This window comes from Kosakonia sp. (assembly GCF_032104925.1).
Taxonomy (GTDB): Bacteria; Pseudomonadota; Gammaproteobacteria; order Enterobacterales; family Enterobacteriaceae; genus Kosakonia.
In genome coordinates, this window is the sequence record NZ_DAMCGF010000018.1 from 1 (window position 1) to 15805 (window position 15805).

The window sequence follows — 15805 nt, forward strand, 5'->3', positions numbered from 1 at the left end:
CTGACGGTGCAGTCGGGCAACGGCGAGTGGCAGCGCAGCGCATTGCCCGGCGGGGTCCAGCCGCGCACCAACACCGAACCGCAAACCAGCCCTACAGCGACCGCCGGAACATCCGGCAGCAGTACGCTTATCCGCCAGGAAAAATTTTCCCCGGTCAGCGAAGAGCTTCGCGAACTTTATATGAGGCCTGATGAGGGGCAATATCGGGCCAGAACAGCAAAAGAGAAAGCAGCCGATGAAAAAATCCTGCTGGATTTGAATTCGGTAAAAAACAGGCAGGAATCAGCTATTCTTGCGGAATATATTGAAGGGGGAGATGGAACTTACCGCACGATAAATAATCATCTGCGGCATATTAGCCCTTCAGCCGAAGGGGAAACACTGGCAACAGAGTTAAAAGCAGCCGTAGCTAAACTGACTGATTATAATGCACCGGCATATCGGGCGGCGACAGTGCCCGCGGGGACGTACGGTAATAAAATAAAAGTCAACGATGTGGTGACCGACGCCGGATTTATGTCCGCATCCGCATTACCGCAGAACTCAATAAACTGGCTTGAGACCTGGACTGGACAATTTGAAAAACAATCTACTGACAAAGTGCTTTTTATTTTAGATCATACCACGCCGAAAAAAATGGCTGCCGGAGGAATGCTCCCGGACCATATTTTAGTTAACCCTAACACGCCGTTAAAAGTTAAAGAGATTCACGCCATCGAAGGAAATGCATCACGCGATCCCATCACTATTGTCAGATTGAAAGATGCAGAACACCCTTTCAGGCATGATATTAAGAATATTTTTTCCGGAAATATTGAATTACCCGCCGTCGAAGTACCCTTCCTGAAAAAATTAGGTCTCCGTCATTAATTTGACGGCCTGAAGTACGACATCTTTTTTATTTGTGCAAAAGAGGTGGTTATGAAAATCGATTCTGTATCCGTTCCTGTTTTTCCCCAGCCGTTTATCCGCGAGGAAACCTCCGCCAAAAACAAACGTGAAATCCCCACCGGCTCGTTATATACCGGCCCGCAAAACAACAATGATGACCGCCCTGTCCGCCCCGATGCCCGCTCGCTAATCTTCACTCCCGACCCGCGCGGCGAAGGGTATCCCTCCATTGAGAAACAGATTGCCGGGCAGATGATCCGCCAGCGCGAAGGGCAGTCCGGCGAATCCGGCTTTACCGCCTCCTACGGCGCGCCCTACGAGGCAAGAAAATCCCTCCTCGCTTACGGCCTGTCGGCGGCGGGCATTCACGATCCGGCCAGCCTGCCCGATAACGGGCATGCCCAGATGACAGCGCTGCTGGACAAAGTGCGCGAACAGTATGCCGCCTCCCCGCAGACGCATTATGACGCGCAGGGCAACACGCGTACGCCATCCCTGCTGGTGGCGGCGGCGCGGGATTTTTTCGACCAGCAGATCAATACCGGCGCGCAGTACAAAACCAACACCCACGATGACGTTCCGGGTCTGGAAGGCAAACCGCTGGCGCAGTACAGCGACCGCGATAAAGTGCAGTCGCTGCGCCATTTTGCCGGGCAGCCGCTGCGCACCGAACAGAATGAACCCACTAACACTGAACTGGTGATGAAAGATATCGGCGCGCTGCTGATGCTCGACGGCATTGCCGCAGAAGCGGGCGCCATGGCGGAGTTTTTCACTGAAAAAGCGGTGACCACGGAAGGCCGGAGCGCGCTGGCCACCCTGCGCAACGCCCCTGAGCAGGCGGCTGCCGGGGAAGCCGGTGTGGCAATGGCCGGCGCAACCGGTACAGAGATGGCAGTGGCCGGTGAAGCCAGGGCAGCCGCCGCCGGAGCCGCCAGGGGAGCACTGGCAGGGGAAACCACGGCGGCAGCGAGCGCAGCGGCCGGAGAAACCGGAACGGCGGCAGTAAACCGGCTGCGTCCTTCGCTGGCGGGCGATATCAGCCAGTACGCGGTAAAAGATGGCGAAGCGCTGCTAAAGGAGAGCCGCGCCAGCGCCGGAGGCATTCATCAGGTTAAGGACGCGGCAGGAAATGACCGCTGGCTGCTGCGCTACCGCGATGGAACAGGTGACAGCAGGGTGTACGAAGTCGGGCAGGATTTCCGCCCAGGCGAAGGGCGGGCGCGCATTATCGACCCGCAGACCCGACAGCCGGTGCTGACGGTGCAGTCGGGCAACGGCGAGTGGCAGCGCAGCGCATTGCCCGGCGGGGGCCAGCCGCAAACCGGCCAGCCATTGAATGCGCCAGCAGGCAAAATGTATGGTAATCCTCGTGCGGATCTTCCCGAGCAACCACTCGACCTCAGTGTCTCCCGGCCAGCATCACTATCGCGTCCAGTGCCGATGGACGTTGATTCTCAGCCAGGCCCTTCGACAGCACTCGACACAGCAGAAACGGAACACCCTCTTGATCTGAGCCTGCCCCGCCGCTTACCGGATGGCCGATCGCCGGAAAACAGCCTGCCACCCACACCCGGCACGCCCATATTCACACCGGCGAGCAGCCGTGCACCAACACCTGTTACCCCCTTCTCACCAGCCATGTCAGAAGGTTATTCCGCAACAGGCCTCCCGCGCACGCCAGGCGCTTCCCTGTTTGGCTCAGAAAACCGAAGTTCCCCCCTTTCCAGGCCGTTAACACCAGGCGCGGAAAGTGAGTTATCGGCCTCCGAAATGCGATCAGGAAACAGTTCAGGGAGGAGTACCCCATCATCCGTCGCAACCTCCGGCGCCGGGTACACGCCTTACGCCGACGATGCGATTAATTTCAACCCCTGGGCGGATAACGTTCAGCTGCCACCAGGAAGCTATCTGAACGATCGCGGCTACATTGAGAGAAGGGATTTTAATAAATTGTACCGTGTTGAGCAGGCAGATCGGGTCGACAGGCGTGGCGATCCGCAGAATGTTGGTTTCAGGGACGGAAATTACTTTGCCGGTGTTGAGAAGATGATGTCCGGCCCCGTGGTATTCGTTGCGCGAACCCGGGAGGGAGCAGAACGTTTTGGTCGGGGCGAGCTGAACAATGGTTTTCATCTGTATGAAATTGATGCGCAGGGCATACCCGGTGTCTCACTTCGGGAAAATATTGAACACAATGAACAATATATGGAGCTAGCAAACACCATGCAGCCAGGATATGTCGCTGGTCTGCGCAGCGTCAATCAGCTGGAAAGGTTTGGCGATTACGCCTGGTCATTCGATGAGGTGCATCTGGCCAACGACCAGGTCACGCCGGATAAAATAACCAAAATCTATTAACCCCCGCAAAGAAACGGCGCCATTACCGCCGCGTAATGGCGCCGCAATGACTTTACTCTCCCCGTTCGGTTTCATTTGCTCCCCTGGTGGTCGCCGCGCTTTCCGTTATGGCAGAAAGGAAACTGTCGGCAAAAGTCTGCCAACCAATCGTATATTTCCCGTGAGGGCTTTTCAGGCACAATTCGTCTTTGGCCTGCCGGGGATCACTTACCAGCGTCCAGCGCGTATCGCCTTGGGCATTTAAAAATTGTTCGGCCTGCTCATATTGCCGTGGATTAACCATTAACATTGCCGCGCGATTAACTTCAGGATGCTTTTGCAACTGTTTGAGAAGTGCTTGTATACGTGCCTTTGCGGGTTCTTTGTCAAATGCGAGGCGCAGCGCCTGGGTAAGCAACTGTTTTGCACACCCGACCGTCTGCTTACGCATCTCTTCCCGCTCTTTTTGCCAGTCATTCAGTAATATCTGTGCCTGTTTCCATAGCGTCTTCGACACCTCTTCATACGCCTGATGGCGAATCCGCTCTGCCGCTAATTGCGCATGTTTTATCGTCTCTCTGGCGCGCAGATTGGCAATGTCGCACGCCTGCTGCGCGACAAAAAAGTTCGCTATATCTTCCCTACGCAGCACCGGTTGTTGCACAACCGAAGCCCCGGCGAGCAGATTAATTTTATGCACCGTTAACATGGCCGTTTTACCGTGGGCGTTCGCGCTGTATCCAGGCGATAACCGCCATCCACAGCATGGAGAGTTTATGCGCTGTGACAGGGATGACTGGCTGGCGCTCGACCTCTTCGACTTTTTCTTTCGGCAGAGAAAAACGCATTCGCGACCAGACAGGCTCACCCACCCAACTGCGAAGCAGGATGATTCCGGTAATGTCCGGATCGGGAGAGAGAGGCGGCGTCCACAGCCCCGGTTTTAACCCCATAGCCAACCGGCGACACCATTGCAAAGCACCTGAAGACATAACACGATAGACCGATTGTGGATGATCCACGCAGACACAAAAAAGGGCTTCAAATAATAAAACGCGCTGGTGTTGTAATAGCTCAATGACGTTAATAACCGACTCAGTTGGCTCAGGAATGGCCGCAGGTTTGACGCCAAAAAGGCTATCAATCCACTGTCTTTGATGTGCTTCAGCATGAGCGATAACCGCATGAATAAGGTGCAACTCTTCCGGCAACGGCCAACTGTGATGACGTTTATGACGCCAGCCATCGCGCCACCAGTGAATCCATCGCAGCATGAAAATCCCTTTAATAAAATTGGTTTTATTTTTTCTGTATAAAGAAATAAAACGAGGCAAGTAAACAGAGGCAACCCATAACATATAATATCATGGTGTTTGGTTTTTTATTTTCCGGCGCAACATCTTGCGTTTTATATTCTGTGGTAGGAATAAAAGAAATAGACAATTTTTTATCATCGGCATCAACCATTCCCGGAATACTGCTCAGCGCCATCCGCCTAATAACAGGCTGTAATTTTTCCACATGAATATCCCGATTATATTTAATAAACACCGCTGCTGAGGCGGGTTGTATTGGCTCACCTGCTGAGATACGTTCCGGCAGAACAATATGCACCCTTGCCATAATGACGCCATCTATTTGCGATAACGTAAACTCAAGTTCCTGAGACAGGGCATAAATATAGCGAACGCGTTCTTCAAGCGGTGATGAAATCATCCCTTCCTTTCGAAAAACATCTCCCAGGCTAACATAGCTCTGGGAGGGCAATCCTGCGGAATGTAATATTTTCACAGCTTCAGGAAGATCGGACATGGCTATCGAAACGGAATAACCCGTTTTATCCGACTGCTTCGCGGCGTCAATACCTTTGTCCTTGAGTTCGGCAACGATGGCGTTAGCCGCTGGCTCAGCAAGCCCCTGATATAACGCCAGTTCACCCTGGCACCCGCAGAGGAAGGTAACCATGAGTAACAGGGTGATGGCGTTAATTGCTCTTATTAACATAATGGGTTTTTATCGTTACTGGAGGTTTGTCATTCGCTCCACGCTGTTGGTCATTTTGCTGATCATTTTCGAGACAAACTGATTATTTAAATAATAGTTTGACATCGAACGGTTGGCTTTCAGCAGATCATAAGGATTATTGCTACCGGAAGCCGCTTTCAAATCCCGTCCCGCCTGTCTGGAGAGCTTTTCTAACATATCAGATAACTGGCGCAGGATAGATTTCGTATCGGTAATGCAATCATTTCGGTCATTGCCCGGCCGATGGTGATTATTTGCACCGGAGCAGTTATTCCCATTATTGCCAGGTCGATTGCAACTATTCCAGTTATTATCAGGGCGGTGGCCACCATCCCAGTTATTATTTGGCTTATGACAATTATTCCAGTTGTTGTTGGGTTTATTGCAGTGATTCCAGTCGTTATTGGGTTTATTACAGTTTTTGCCATCGTCTGGTTTACAGCAGGTATTATTATTTTCAGGCGGTTTAGGAGCAGAACCGCAGCGCGTTAACACATTGTTGTTTTGCTGAAAAACAACCTGCGGGTTGCTCACCATATTTAAAGCTGCTCTGGTAATAAAACACATAGAATACTCCTTTATCGCACAGCGCTATTGTAGAGATGCCATTTAATATTGAATGGCTTTACCCGCCTGCTGCATTGAGTTTTGCGCTTTCGTTGATGAATCGATCAACGAACTGGTAATACCGTTAATGGTATCGGTGATCATTTTGGCTGACTGCGCCTGGGCGTTCATCATGGTTGTTGCAGCGGAAACCATATCCAGTTGTCCCATGGAAGCTAAAGACGCTCCCATTGAAGCTCCTCCGGCCATAACGTTTTCTCCTTATTGATAAGTAGTGACTTGGGGTTGCTACGATTTATTGGTGGCGCTTTTTTATAAAACTGTTCACTTTTCGCGGGACGTTTTATAGGCCTAACTCGCCATTTGCGAAGGTCTGGCTAGCTGGCTTCCATTGCGCTCATCGTGTTACATTTTGGTGACATTCCACCCACGTGTGCCGCTATGACCCTCTCTGTGTTTTGCATCCTGCTGTTCGCCGCGCTGCTGCATGCCAGCTGGAACGCGATAGTGAAAGCGGGCAGCGACAAGCTCTATTCGGCCATTGCCGTCAGCGGTTCCGCCGCATTAATCGCGCTGGTTTTACTGCCTTTTTCTCCGCAGCCGACTCTCGCCAGCGCGCCTTATCTCATTGCCAGTTGCGCCTTACAGGTGATCTACACGGTGCTGGTCGCCAAAACCTATCAGGTGGCGGATATGAGCCAGACCTACCCGCTGATGCGCGGCACCGCGCCGCTGCTGGTGGCGATAATCAGCGTGCTGTGGCTTGGCGATTCGCTCTCCAGTGTGGCTTGGGGTGGGATTGCGGTGATCTGTCTGTCGATTCTCGGCATGGCGTTCAATGGCCGCAGTCAGTCGCATAAAGGCATCTGGCTGGCGTTACTCAACTCCTGCTTTATCGCCGGTTACACGCTGGTGGATGGCACTGGTGTGCGCCTCGCCGGTTCGGCGCTCGGCTACACACTGTGGACATTCTTTATGAATGGCTTCTGCCTGCTGCTGTGGGCGATGCTGGCGCGCCGACAAGAAGTGACACGTTATCTGGCGGTAAACTGGAAAAAGGGATTGCCCGGCGGTATCGGCACGATGGGTTCCTATGGGCTGGCGCTGTGGGCCATGACACAAGCGCCGCTGGCGGTGGTGGCGGCACTGCGTGAAACCTCGATTCTCTTCGGCGCGCTGCTGGCTTTTTTGTTGCTGAATGAGAAGGTCGCCGGACTGCGAATCGTCGCGGCCTGCGGTATCGCCGTCGGGGCAATTTTACTGCGTCTTTCATAAGACAAACTGGCAACAAAAGTTGCCGAAAATCGTTTACAAAACCTGCCTGGCGCAGCATTGCCATTGCTGTGCCGCATAGTGGTTCTGTCATCTGACTGTGCTAGATTTCTCCCGCATAAAGGCTGAATTACAGCCATATATTCTTTATTTCCTCATTTTCTTAAAGTAATCATCGAGATGAAAAGGCAAAGAAACGTCAATTTGTTGTTGATGCTGGTACTGCTGGTCGCTGTCGGGCAGATGGCGCAGACAATCTACATTCCAGCCATCGCCGATATGGCGCGCGATCTTAATGTGCGTGAAGGCGCGGTGCAGAGCGTCATGGCCGCCTATTTGCTGACCTATGGCGTCTCGCAGCTTTTTTATGGCCCACTGGCGGACAGAATTGGACGTCGGCCGGTGATCCTCGCCGGGATGAGCATTTTTATGCTGGCGACGCTGATTGCTATCTCCACGCACAGCCTGGCGGTGCTCATTCTGGCCAGCGCCTTGCAGGGCATTGGTACCGGCGTCGGCGGCGTGATGGCGCGAACCCTGCCGCGTGATCTTTACGCGGGTACAGAGCTGCGCCACGCCAACAGCCTGCTGAACATGGGGATCCTGGTCAGCCCGTTACTGGCTCCGCTGATTGGCGGCGTGCTGAACACGCTGGTGAACTGGCGCGCCTGCTTTATTTTCCTGCTGGCGCTGTGTGTCTTCGTCACCTACAGCATGGCGCGCTGGATGCCGGAAACCCGCCCAACGGACGCGCCGCGCATCCGGCTTATCGCCAGCTATAAAACGCTGTTCGGCAGCGGCGCGTTTAACTGCTATCTGCTGATGTTGATTGGCGGTCTGGCGGGAATTGCGGTGTTTGAAGCCTGTTCCGGCGTATTGATGGGCGGCGTTCTTGGCCTCAACAGCATGACGGTCAGTGTGCTGTTTATCCTGCCGATTCCGGCGGCGTTTTTCGGCGCATGGTTTGCCGGGCGGCAGAATAAGCGCTTCACCACGTTAATGTGGCAGTCGGTGATTAGCTGCCTGGCGGCCGGTATTCTGATGTGGATCCCCGGTTTGCTGGGCGTGATGAACATCTGGACGCTGGTGGTTCCCGCTGCGCTGTTCTTCTTTGGTGCCGGGATGTTGTTCCCACTGGCAACCAGCGGTGCGATGGAGCCGTTCCCGTTTCTCGCCGGAACGGCGGGGGCGCTGGTCGGTGGCTTGCAGAATATCGGTTCCGGCGGGCTGGCGTGGCTTTCGTCACAACTGCCGCAGAACAGCCAGTTTAGCCTTGGGATGCTGATGACGCTGGCCGGGCTTTTGATCCTGCTGTGCTGGCTGCCGTTGGCGTCGCGTTTTGCTCGCCACGAACCGGCGATTTAACCTCATGATGGCCCGACTTCGCGTCGGGCTTGCAGCAATCTGGCGTGATCATCACCTTCAGTAACGGCTCCGGCGCGGGTCGCCATGCGCCCTCTTCACCGTCATAAAATTGCGTATCGGTGTTAATGGCGTACGGGATTTTCACCTTGTTCAGTTCGCAAGCCATAAAACGGGCAAACGCCAGCTGCGACTCGGTTGGCGCGCTTTTCATTGACTCGCCGACTGCCCAACCGCCAACCCAACTGGTATGGCCCGTTTTCTGCTGCCAGCGCACCGCGGTGTTGATACGCGCGCGAATGGCGGCTTTCTCCGCCGCCGTGCCGGAAGTCCATGGATATTTGCCGTTCGCTTTTAGCGGCCCCCAGGGAAAGATGTGCCATTCGGCGAGCAGGAAGTTCTGGCTATGCGGCGGCAGCTTCAGCGAGGGCAGATCTTCAGGAGCGGCACGCATCCGCGGCGCGATAAAAATCATGCGCTGCGGATCGATATCATGCAGCGTTCTGACGACATTTTCATAGGCGCGATTCAGCGCAGAAAGGTCGTGGTTAAGTTTATCGGCCGGTTCATAAATTACATCAAAACCGAGCGTCGGGTGGTCAGTGCCAAAAAAGGTGCCGACGGTTTTCCACCACACCACCAGTTGCGCTTCGTTTTTTGCGTCGGGATCGGCTTTAAAGCTATCGGCCTGATAAGCAATAATCGGAATGACGCCATACGCTTCACAGGCTTCCACCAGTTTTCGCAGATGGATCAGGCGTGCTTCGGTCATATTATCAGCAACGCGAATACGCACATGGCGGATGCCCGCCTCGTAGAAATCACGCACCACCAGCGGGTCAAACTCACGGATTCCCCTGTCGGTACGCGCCCAGTCGACATCCATCCCCACACCCAGCTGCTGCGCGTAATGCGCCGCTGTCAGCGGAGTATCAGCGGCAAACGCAGAGGTTCCCGCCAGCAGCATAGCAACAGCAATCAGTGGCTTTAACACAGTTAACCTTGTGAAAATTGGGGGCGAATACATGTATTTAGCATGCTTTACGCCACAACGTGTAGCGGCAAAACGTAATAAATTCTCACCACGTCTGCACACTTGCACCGACGGCGTATTCCTGTTTTCTTTAACCATCCGCTTTCGATGATGAAGAACCGATGAAAAACGCCGACCTCCAGAAGCTCATCCAGCACGACCCGCTAGTGCAACGCCTGATTGATTTGCAAGAAACGCGCTGGTTTAACCCTAATACTACCTCGGTTGCCGAGGCTTTGCCGCATGTTGGTCTGACACCGCAAGATGTGAGCGATGCGCACGCCCGCCTGACACGCTTTGCGCCTTTTATTGCGCAGGCATTTCCAGAAACCGCTGCCAGCGGCGGCATCATTGAATCCGACGTAGTGCCGATCCCGGCAATGCAGCGCCGTCTGGGGCAAAGCATCACCGGTGAGCTGTGGCTGAAAAAAGACAGCCACTTGCCGATTTCTGGCTCAATCAAAGCGCGCGGCGGCATTTATGAGGTGCTGACCCACGCAGAAAAACTGGCTTTCGCCGCCGGGTTGCTGACGCCGCAAGACGATTACAGCCGCCTGCTCTCGCCTGGATTCACCCGCTTTTTTAGCCAGTACAGTATCGCCGTCGGTTCGACCGGTAACCTCGGGCTGTCGATTGGCATTATCAGTGCGCGCCTCGGTTTTCGCGTAACAGTACATATGTCTGCCGATGCCCGCGCCTGGAAAAAAGCGCTGCTGCGCAGCCACGGGGTGAACGTGGTGGAGTATGCCGAAGATTACGGTGTTGCCGTTGAGCAAGGCCGCCGCGCGGCGCAGGCGGACGCGAACTGCTTTTTTATTGATGATGAAAATTCTCGCACGCTGTTCCTCGGGTATGCGGTCGCCGGGCAACGGCTAAAAGAGCAGTTCGCCCGTATCGGTAAAGTGGTCGATAAAGACCATCCGCTGTTTGTCTATCTCCCCTGCGGCGTTGGCGGCGGCCCTGGCGGTGTGGCTTTCGGCCTGAAGCTGGCGTTTGGCGATGATGTCCACTGTATTTTTGCCGAACCGACGCATTCACCGTGCATGCTGCTTGGCGTGTACACCGGCCTGCATGATGGCATTGCGGTGCAGGATTTAGGCATTGATAACCAGACCGCCGCCGATGGGCTGGCCGTCGGGCGCGCGTCGGGTTTTGTTGGCCGCGCGATGGAACGCCTGCTGGACGGTTTTTACACCGTCGATGACCAGACGCTTTATAACCTGCTGGGATTACTGGCGCAGGAAGAGAACATTTTGCTGGAACCGTCGGCGCTGGCGGGCATGCCGGGTCCGAAACAGATCAGTGAAGAGCGCGATTACCATCAGCTTCACAGCTTTAGCCAGACGCAACTGGCGCAGGCCACCCACCTGGTGTGGGCGACAGGCGGCGGCATGGTGCCCGCAGAGGAGATGGCGCGCTATCTGGCGAAAGCGCGCTAATTTAGCAATGCTGTAAAAAGGCGCATAACGACATCGGGGAGTGCCGCTGTTTGCGCAGGTCACGCATCACCCGCATATAAGGCCCGGAATAGCTAAAGAAGTGGTAATAGCCGTCACACAGCGCGCTTTTGCCCTGTACAACGCGATGTTTCGGGCAATCGCCCTGGCAAAATGGCAGCATATCGCAGCGGCGACACGCCTCGCTAAGCAGACTGGTTTGATGCGGCCCGCCCGCCGCTGCGTCATCGCTGGCATTCACCGTGATAATCGGATTGCCCAAATGGTTATCGGAGTAAACCGACGCGGTATCGCCGTTCGCATGCGGCGCAAACGTGCGATCGCGGGTTTCGCTACAGGAGCACAGGTGTAACGGATAGCCGCTCCAGACATCGAGGGTTTCGTCAAAGAGTGGGATATAAACCCGACCAATATCTTCACGCACCCAGTAGTCAAACACGGTGGTCAGAAAATGGCCCCACGCCGCTGCGCTCACTGATTCCGGCGTTAAATGTCCCTGCGGATCTTGCTCCACCAGCGGAACAAAGTGCATAAAGGGCGTGCCGAGAGCACGCAGAGAAAGGTACAGATGCAGCGGTTGCTGGCTGTTGCGGTGGTTGACGACACAGTTAACACTGAATGCCACGCTATGTTTCGCCAGCCATTGAACAGCATTTAGTGCGTGCTGGTGTGAGGGCTGATTGCTGCGGTTAACGTGACGGATATCTTGCGCCACGGCAGGGGCGTTCATAGAGAGACTCACCCGCCACCCGTGCTCGTGAAAGAAACGGCACAACTCATCATCAAGCGAACTGCCGTCCGTATGGAAGGTGTTTTTGATACGTTTTTTAGCGTACCGCTTTTGCAGCGCAACGATGCGGCGGAAAAAATCCAAACCGCCCTCTTGCCAGGCAAAAGGCACACTAGCAGCGGAGTGGGTAGCGATCTGCTGGCGAATAAACGTCCGCAAAGCGGCATCATCCATTCTCTTTTGCGGCTGTGTTCCCATGTCAGTACAGCGACGACAACGGGCGGGCCTGGCCATAACGTGGCAGCCTGGCATGCGGTGTTCCTCAGAAAATCAGGAGTAATTGTCGGATATGCGTTACAGCAAACAGTAATGCGAGGGAAAGCACCGCGAGGGAGATCAACAATTTGTCACGAACCGCGCCGGATAAGACGAAATCACTTTTATTCACATCCATTAAGATACGTTTATGTGTGTAGCGCCAGAGCAGAAGCGCCACGCACAGCAGTACCGCCAGCGAGATCCAAAACGGCAGCCCCGAATGCTGCCAGTTATGCCTGACCGCCAGCGCCATCAACGCGCCGTAGCCGAACAATGTGCGCAGCCACGCCAGCGACGTGCGTTCCGGCTGCAGGCCGGGGTCCGCTTCGCGGCGCGCTTTGCGGTTATCCGCCATAGAACACCAGCACCATCACCACCAGCGCAACCGCCAGCAGAATAACGCTTATTACCAGCAGGGCACGGGTGTAAGGCAAATCTTCTTTCAGGCGCATCGCTTTTTCATTGCCCAGCCAGCGCAGGTAGCCATACAACGCCAGCCCGCCTGCGAAGAGACACAGCAGCAACGCCAGCACTTCGCGAATCAGCGGCGTGGCAAATTCCGGCGCTAACTGATCCAGACCCACACCGGCCGCCAGAAAACCAAGCGCCGTGCGGATCCACGCAAGAAAAGTACGTTCGTTCGCCAGCGAGAAACGATAGTCCGGCGCCTGGCCAACGCGGGAAATTTTCATCAGGGCTCCTTGTTGGTGTACTGGTCAACAAAGTAGCGGATACGGTGAATTTTTTCGACACGTTTCATATTTGGACCGGCATCCTGACGATGCCGGTCGCGGGGATTAATGCAACTCAGGCCAGAACGCTTTATTGGCTTCGACTAAATCATCCAGAATGGCTTTGGCGACAGAAGCGCTCGGAACCGTTTTGGACAAGGTTATCGCCTGCCACAACTTCTGATAAGAGCGCTGTTCCCACGCATCGACTACCAGTTTTTCCACGGCAACCTGCTGGCTCATCAGCCCCTTCTGGAAATGGGGGATATCGCCAACCGTGAGCGGTTGCGGGCCGTTTTTACCCACCAGGCAAGGGATCTCCACCATCGCGTCAGCATCAAAGTTATGGATCGCGCCGTTGTTCGGCACAATCAGCAGCATCCGTTCCTGAGTGTTAAAGGCGATGGCGGTTGCCAGATCGACGATGTACGACGCATGTTCGTCGATTTCCAGCTCACCTGCCGATGATTTCCCCGCTTCAATAATGGCGCGACAGGAACCAAACACCTGTTTTTCACGGTGATCCATCACTTCATTGGCGCGGGTACGCTCAGGGTTGGAGTGCGCCACCACATAATCCGGGAACAAGTAATACTTCAGATAGGTGTTCGGCATCGTATCCGGGTCAAGCGCCTGCACATCTTTCGCTTTGGCGAAGGTATCGTTCCAGCTTGCTTCGGTGTGCTCATCTTTCGCCGGAGGAACATAGCCATTTTTCGCCACATATTCGCGTAATTTCGGCATTAAATCGTTGCCGTCCAAATCTTCAATCGATGTCCACCAGCCAAAGTGGTTCAGCCCGTAATAGCGCACCCGCATCTGTTTACGATCTTGCAGGCCCACAATCTGCGCCATGCGCCCTTCAATGCCGATGGGCATATCGCAGATATTAAGGATTTTTGCCTGCGGACGCAGGCGGCGCGTCGCTTCCGCCACGATTGCCGCCGGGTTGGAGTAGTTCAGCATCCAGGCATTCGGGGAGTATTTTTCCATATAGTCCACCAGCTCCAGTACGCCACCAATCGAGCGCATACCGTAGGCAATACCGCCTGGGCCACAGGTTTCCTGGCCGACAACGCCGTGGCGCAACGGGATTTTTTCATCCTGTTCACGCATCGGATATTTGCCTACGCGGATATGCGCCATCACAAAATCGACATCGCTAAAGGCGGTTTTTGGATCGGTGGTGTAACTGAATTCAATATCCGGTGCCTGCTCCCGCAGGATGATTTTGCAGGCCTCGGCGATAGTTTCCTGGCGCGCGCCATCGTTGTCATAGAACTTCAGCGCCCGCAGCGGAAAGCGATCGCGATTAGCCAGCAGCATTAAAACGATACCCGGCGTAAAGGTGCTGCCGCCACCGGCAATAACAACGGAGAATTTTTTCATGATACAGCCTCTGTCATGGTAGATGGTTCGGGGGATAAAGGGGTTTTCATTAACGATTCGATTTGGTCGCGTACTTGCGGGACATGCAGCCCGACAATCACCTGGATGGCGTTGCCGCGCCGGACCACGCCGTGCGCGCCAAGCGCTTTAAAGACGTCATCGCTTTGTGTTTTCGCCATATCGACCAGCGCGATACGTAGCCGGGTGGCACAGTTATTCACGCTTTCAATATTTGCGCTGCCACCCAGTGCCTGCAGGAAACCGGCTGCCTGGCCGAGCTGGGTATTCGCTGCCGCTGCCGTGGTTTGCCCGCGCGCGGCTTTGTAATCGGCTTTGCTGTAGAGTTTGATTTCGCTCTCTTCCCGGCCTGGGGTTTTCAGGTTAAAGCGCACAATCAATGTGCGGAAAACCACGAAGTAGAGCGCGGTAAAGCACAGGCCAATAGCGATTTGGGTGAATACCATCGCCGCATGGTTATGGAACATCGGGATCCAGTTTTGCGGCAGGAACTGGTCAAGCAGCCCGCCGCCCATATTGCCGACTACGCCAAAGCTGTACATCACCGTCGCCATGGAGGCGGCGAGTACCGCGTGAATAGCGAACAGCAGCGGCGAGATAAACAGGAAGGTAAATTCCAGCGGTTCGGTGATCCCTACCAGTACAGCAGTGAGCGTGGCGGGGATCAGCAGACCGGCAACTTTGACGCGGTTTTCCGGCGCGGCGGTGTACCACAATGCCAGCGCGATACCGACAGAACCGAAGACTTTCGAGTTACCGTGCAGCGCAAATCCGCCTTCCGGGAACAGAGCTTTCAGCGGCTCGGTGCTCTGGCTGAATTCTTGTAAGTGCTGCGCCCAGTAAACCTGGATGCCACCTTCCACTGCCGCCGGGCCGAAGATAAACGGACCATAGACAAAATGGTGCAACCCGGTCGGGATCAGAATGCGTTCGAGGAAGGTATACACCCACACGCCCAGCGCACCGGCAGAGCGTAAAAAAGCCTGTAAGGATTCAATGCCCAACTGCACTTTCGGCCAGCCGAGCAGGGTTAACCACGCGCAGGGGATCATCACCAGAAAGGCGATAATCACCACAAACGACGTGCCCTGGAAAATCCCCAGAAAGACCGGTAATGGCTTTTCAAAAAAACGGTTATGGATGGCGGTCACAATGCCGGAAATCACGATCGCGCCAATAATGCTGGTATCGAGCGTTTTAATCCCGGCGATCAGCGTTAAACCGCTACCGGCCGTCGGCTCTGCGGAGAAATCCACGCCAAAGAAATGACCCCAGGTCATTCCCATCGCGTTAATAAAGTAGTTCCAGGTTAAAAAGCTGATCAGTACCGCGAGGCAGGCACGCCCCTGCGCTTGTTTTGCCAGGCCAATCGGTAAACCAACGGCAAACAGCAGCGGCATATTACGAAACACGGTCCAGCCGCCTTCTTCGATAATGTGCACAAGCTGCGCGAAAAGATTATCGGGTGCGGTTAATGCTTCACCGACGAAAAGCGGGTTGCGCAGCATAATGGCGATACCCACCACCATGCCCGCGAAGGGAAAAAGCAGCACCGGGGTAAACATTGCGCCGCCGAAACGTTGTATTTGACTGAGCATAGTTAAATCCTCATGAAACAACCTGTAGGGGAGAGGCCTTGTTTTGTTTTAGTGGCCTGAAATGAGCATAAGAA

Annotated in this window: 15 protein-coding genes and 1 pseudogene; 5 read left to right on the forward strand and 11 right to left on the reverse strand. The window is 54.7% G+C overall.

Annotated features, from left to right (window positions below):
• A pseudogene (locus RT644_RS22525) lies at positions 1–870 on the forward strand (hypothetical protein); the annotation flags it as partial.
• A gap of 51 nt (positions 871–921) precedes the next feature.
• Positions 922–3252: a hypothetical protein gene (locus RT644_RS22530; RefSeq protein WP_313628202.1), complete on the forward strand. Its 2331-nt coding sequence runs from the start codon at positions 922–924 to the stop codon at positions 3250–3252.
• Positions 3253–3304: 52 nt separating this feature from the next.
• On the opposite strand, the gene RT644_RS22535 is transcribed toward RT644_RS22530, so the two are convergent.
• From RT644_RS22535 to RT644_RS22555, 5 genes are read right to left on the reverse strand one after another with little or no spacing between them, the layout of a single operon-like run.
• The gene (locus tag RT644_RS22535; RefSeq protein ID WP_313628204.1) at positions 3305–3940 is read right to left on the reverse strand and encodes an HrpE/YscL family type III secretion apparatus protein; all 636 of its coding nucleotides are present in this window, start codon (positions 3938–3940) and stop codon (positions 3305–3307) included.
• 7 nt (positions 3941–3947) lie between these two features.
• Positions 3948–4589 (reverse strand): hypothetical protein, encoded by a 642-nt coding sequence (locus RT644_RS22540; protein ID WP_313628206.1) that lies wholly within the window; start codon positions 4587–4589, stop codon positions 3948–3950.
• Positions 4531–5235 carry a type III secretion system inner membrane ring lipoprotein SctJ gene (gene sctJ, locus RT644_RS22545; protein ID WP_313628207.1) on the reverse strand — a complete coding sequence of 235 codons (705 nt, stop codon included), beginning with the start codon at positions 5233–5235 and terminating at the stop codon, positions 4531–4533. Before sctJ ends, RT644_RS22540 begins: the two co-directional genes overlap by 59 nt.
• Positions 5236–5250: 15 nt before the next feature.
• Positions 5251–5823, reverse strand: a complete 573-nt coding sequence (locus RT644_RS22550) for an EscI/YscI/HrpB family type III secretion system inner rod protein (protein ID WP_020455825.1) — start codon at positions 5821–5823, stop codon at positions 5251–5253.
• Between the two features lie 42 nt (positions 5824–5865).
• Positions 5866–6054 (reverse strand): ATP-dependent helicase HrpA, encoded by a 189-nt coding sequence (locus RT644_RS22555; RefSeq protein WP_197539469.1) that lies wholly within the window; start codon positions 6052–6054, stop codon positions 5866–5868.
• Positions 6055–6264: 210 nt separating this feature from the next.
• Here RT644_RS22555 and RT644_RS22560 point away from each other — a divergent pair, with 210 nt between their 5' ends.
• Together RT644_RS22560 and emrD are read left to right on the forward strand one after the other, a co-directional pair.
• Complete coding sequence (locus RT644_RS22560) at positions 6265–7098, forward strand: DMT family transporter (RefSeq protein ID WP_313628209.1); 834 nt, start codon at positions 6265–6267, stop codon at positions 7096–7098.
• A 177-nt stretch (positions 7099–7275) separates the two neighbouring features.
• On the forward strand, positions 7276–8460 hold the full coding sequence (emrD, locus tag RT644_RS22565; RefSeq protein WP_044489531.1) for a multidrug efflux MFS transporter EmrD: 1185 nt from the start codon (positions 7276–7278) through the stop codon (positions 8458–8460).
• On the opposite strand, the gene RT644_RS22570 is transcribed toward emrD, so the two are convergent.
• Entirely contained in the window at positions 8363–9451 is a 1089-nt protein-coding gene (locus tag RT644_RS22570) for a cellulase family glycosylhydrolase (protein WP_313628211.1), read from the reverse strand. The genes emrD and RT644_RS22570 overlap by 98 nt on opposite strands.
• A 161-nt stretch (positions 9452–9612) precedes the next feature.
• Between RT644_RS22570 and dsdA the strand changes: the two genes are divergently transcribed.
• Positions 9613–10929 carry a D-serine ammonia-lyase gene (gene dsdA, locus RT644_RS22575; RefSeq protein ID WP_313628213.1) on the forward strand — a complete coding sequence of 439 codons (1317 nt, stop codon included), beginning with the start codon at positions 9613–9615 and terminating at the stop codon, positions 10927–10929.
• A gap of 1 nt (position 10930) precedes the next feature.
• Here dsdA and RT644_RS22580 read toward each other — a convergent pair whose 3' ends face one another.
• The 5 genes from RT644_RS22580 to RT644_RS22600 all read right to left on the reverse strand — a co-directional run bounded on the left by RT644_RS22580 (position 10931) and on the right by RT644_RS22600 (position 15731).
• Positions 10931–11911, reverse strand: a complete 981-nt coding sequence (locus RT644_RS22580) for a radical SAM protein (protein WP_313628214.1) — start codon at positions 11909–11911, stop codon at positions 10931–10933.
• Positions 11912–11999: 88 nt separating this feature from the next.
• Complete coding sequence (locus tag RT644_RS22585) at positions 12000–12350, reverse strand: DUF202 domain-containing protein (RefSeq protein ID WP_020455832.1); 351 nt, start codon at positions 12348–12350, stop codon at positions 12000–12002.
• Positions 12340–12687 (reverse strand): YidH family protein, encoded by a 348-nt coding sequence (locus RT644_RS22590; RefSeq protein ID WP_020455833.1) that lies wholly within the window; start codon positions 12685–12687, stop codon positions 12340–12342. The genes RT644_RS22585 and RT644_RS22590 overlap by 11 nt, the downstream gene beginning before the upstream one ends.
• A 105-nt stretch (positions 12688–12792) precedes the next feature.
• On the reverse strand, positions 12793–14115 hold the full coding sequence (locus tag RT644_RS22595) for a 6-phospho-alpha-glucosidase (protein WP_020455834.1): 1323 nt from the start codon (positions 14113–14115) through the stop codon (positions 12793–12795).
• Positions 14112–15731: an alpha-glucoside-specific PTS transporter subunit IIBC gene (locus RT644_RS22600; RefSeq protein ID WP_313628215.1), complete on the reverse strand. Its 1620-nt coding sequence runs from the start codon at positions 15729–15731 to the stop codon at positions 14112–14114. The genes RT644_RS22595 and RT644_RS22600 overlap by 4 nt, the downstream gene beginning before the upstream one ends.
• Between the last annotated feature and the right edge of the window lie 74 nt (positions 15732–15805).

What these genes read in the sequence shown, in the direction of transcription:
- RT644_RS22560 (WP_313628209.1), top strand. Translation starts at nt 6,265, where the DNA reads ATGACCCTCTCTGTGTTTTGCATCCTGCTGTTCGCCGCGCTGCTGCAT.
- RT644_RS22585 (WP_020455832.1), bottom strand. Translation starts at nt 12,350, where the DNA reads ATGGCGGATAACCGCAAAGCGCGCCGCGAAGCGGACCCCGGCCTGCAG.
- emrD (WP_044489531.1), top strand. Translation starts at nt 7,276, where the DNA reads ATGAAAAGGCAAAGAAACGTCAATTTGTTGTTGATGCTGGTACTGCTG.
- RT644_RS22555 (WP_197539469.1), bottom strand. Translation starts at nt 6,054, where the DNA reads ATGGGAGCGTCTTTAGCTTCCATGGGACAACTGGATATGGTTTCCGCT.
- RT644_RS22550 (WP_020455825.1), bottom strand. Translation starts at nt 5,823, where the DNA reads ATGTGTTTTATTACCAGAGCAGCTTTAAATATGGTGAGCAACCCGCAG.
- dsdA (WP_313628213.1), top strand. Translation starts at nt 9,613, where the DNA reads ATGAAAAACGCCGACCTCCAGAAGCTCATCCAGCACGACCCGCTAGTG.
- RT644_RS22600 (WP_313628215.1), bottom strand. Translation starts at nt 15,731, where the DNA reads ATGCTCAGTCAAATACAACGTTTCGGCGGCGCAATGTTTACCCCGGTG.
- RT644_RS22530 (WP_313628202.1), top strand. Translation starts at nt 922, where the DNA reads ATGAAAATCGATTCTGTATCCGTTCCTGTTTTTCCCCAGCCGTTTATC.
- RT644_RS22580 (WP_313628214.1), bottom strand. Translation starts at nt 11,911, where the DNA reads ATGGATGATGCCGCTTTGCGGACGTTTATTCGCCAGCAGATCGCTACC.
- RT644_RS22590 (WP_020455833.1), bottom strand. Translation starts at nt 12,687, where the DNA reads ATGAAAATTTCCCGCGTTGGCCAGGCGCCGGACTATCGTTTCTCGCTG.
- RT644_RS22595 (WP_020455834.1), bottom strand. Translation starts at nt 14,115, where the DNA reads ATGAAAAAATTCTCCGTTGTTATTGCCGGTGGCGGCAGCACCTTTACG.
- RT644_RS22535 (WP_313628204.1), bottom strand. Translation starts at nt 3,940, where the DNA reads ATGTTAACGGTGCATAAAATTAATCTGCTCGCCGGGGCTTCGGTTGTG.
- sctJ (WP_313628207.1), bottom strand. Translation starts at nt 5,235, where the DNA reads ATGTTAATAAGAGCAATTAACGCCATCACCCTGTTACTCATGGTTACC.
- RT644_RS22540 (WP_313628206.1), bottom strand. Translation starts at nt 4,589, where the DNA reads ATGTTATGGGTTGCCTCTGTTTACTTGCCTCGTTTTATTTCTTTATAC.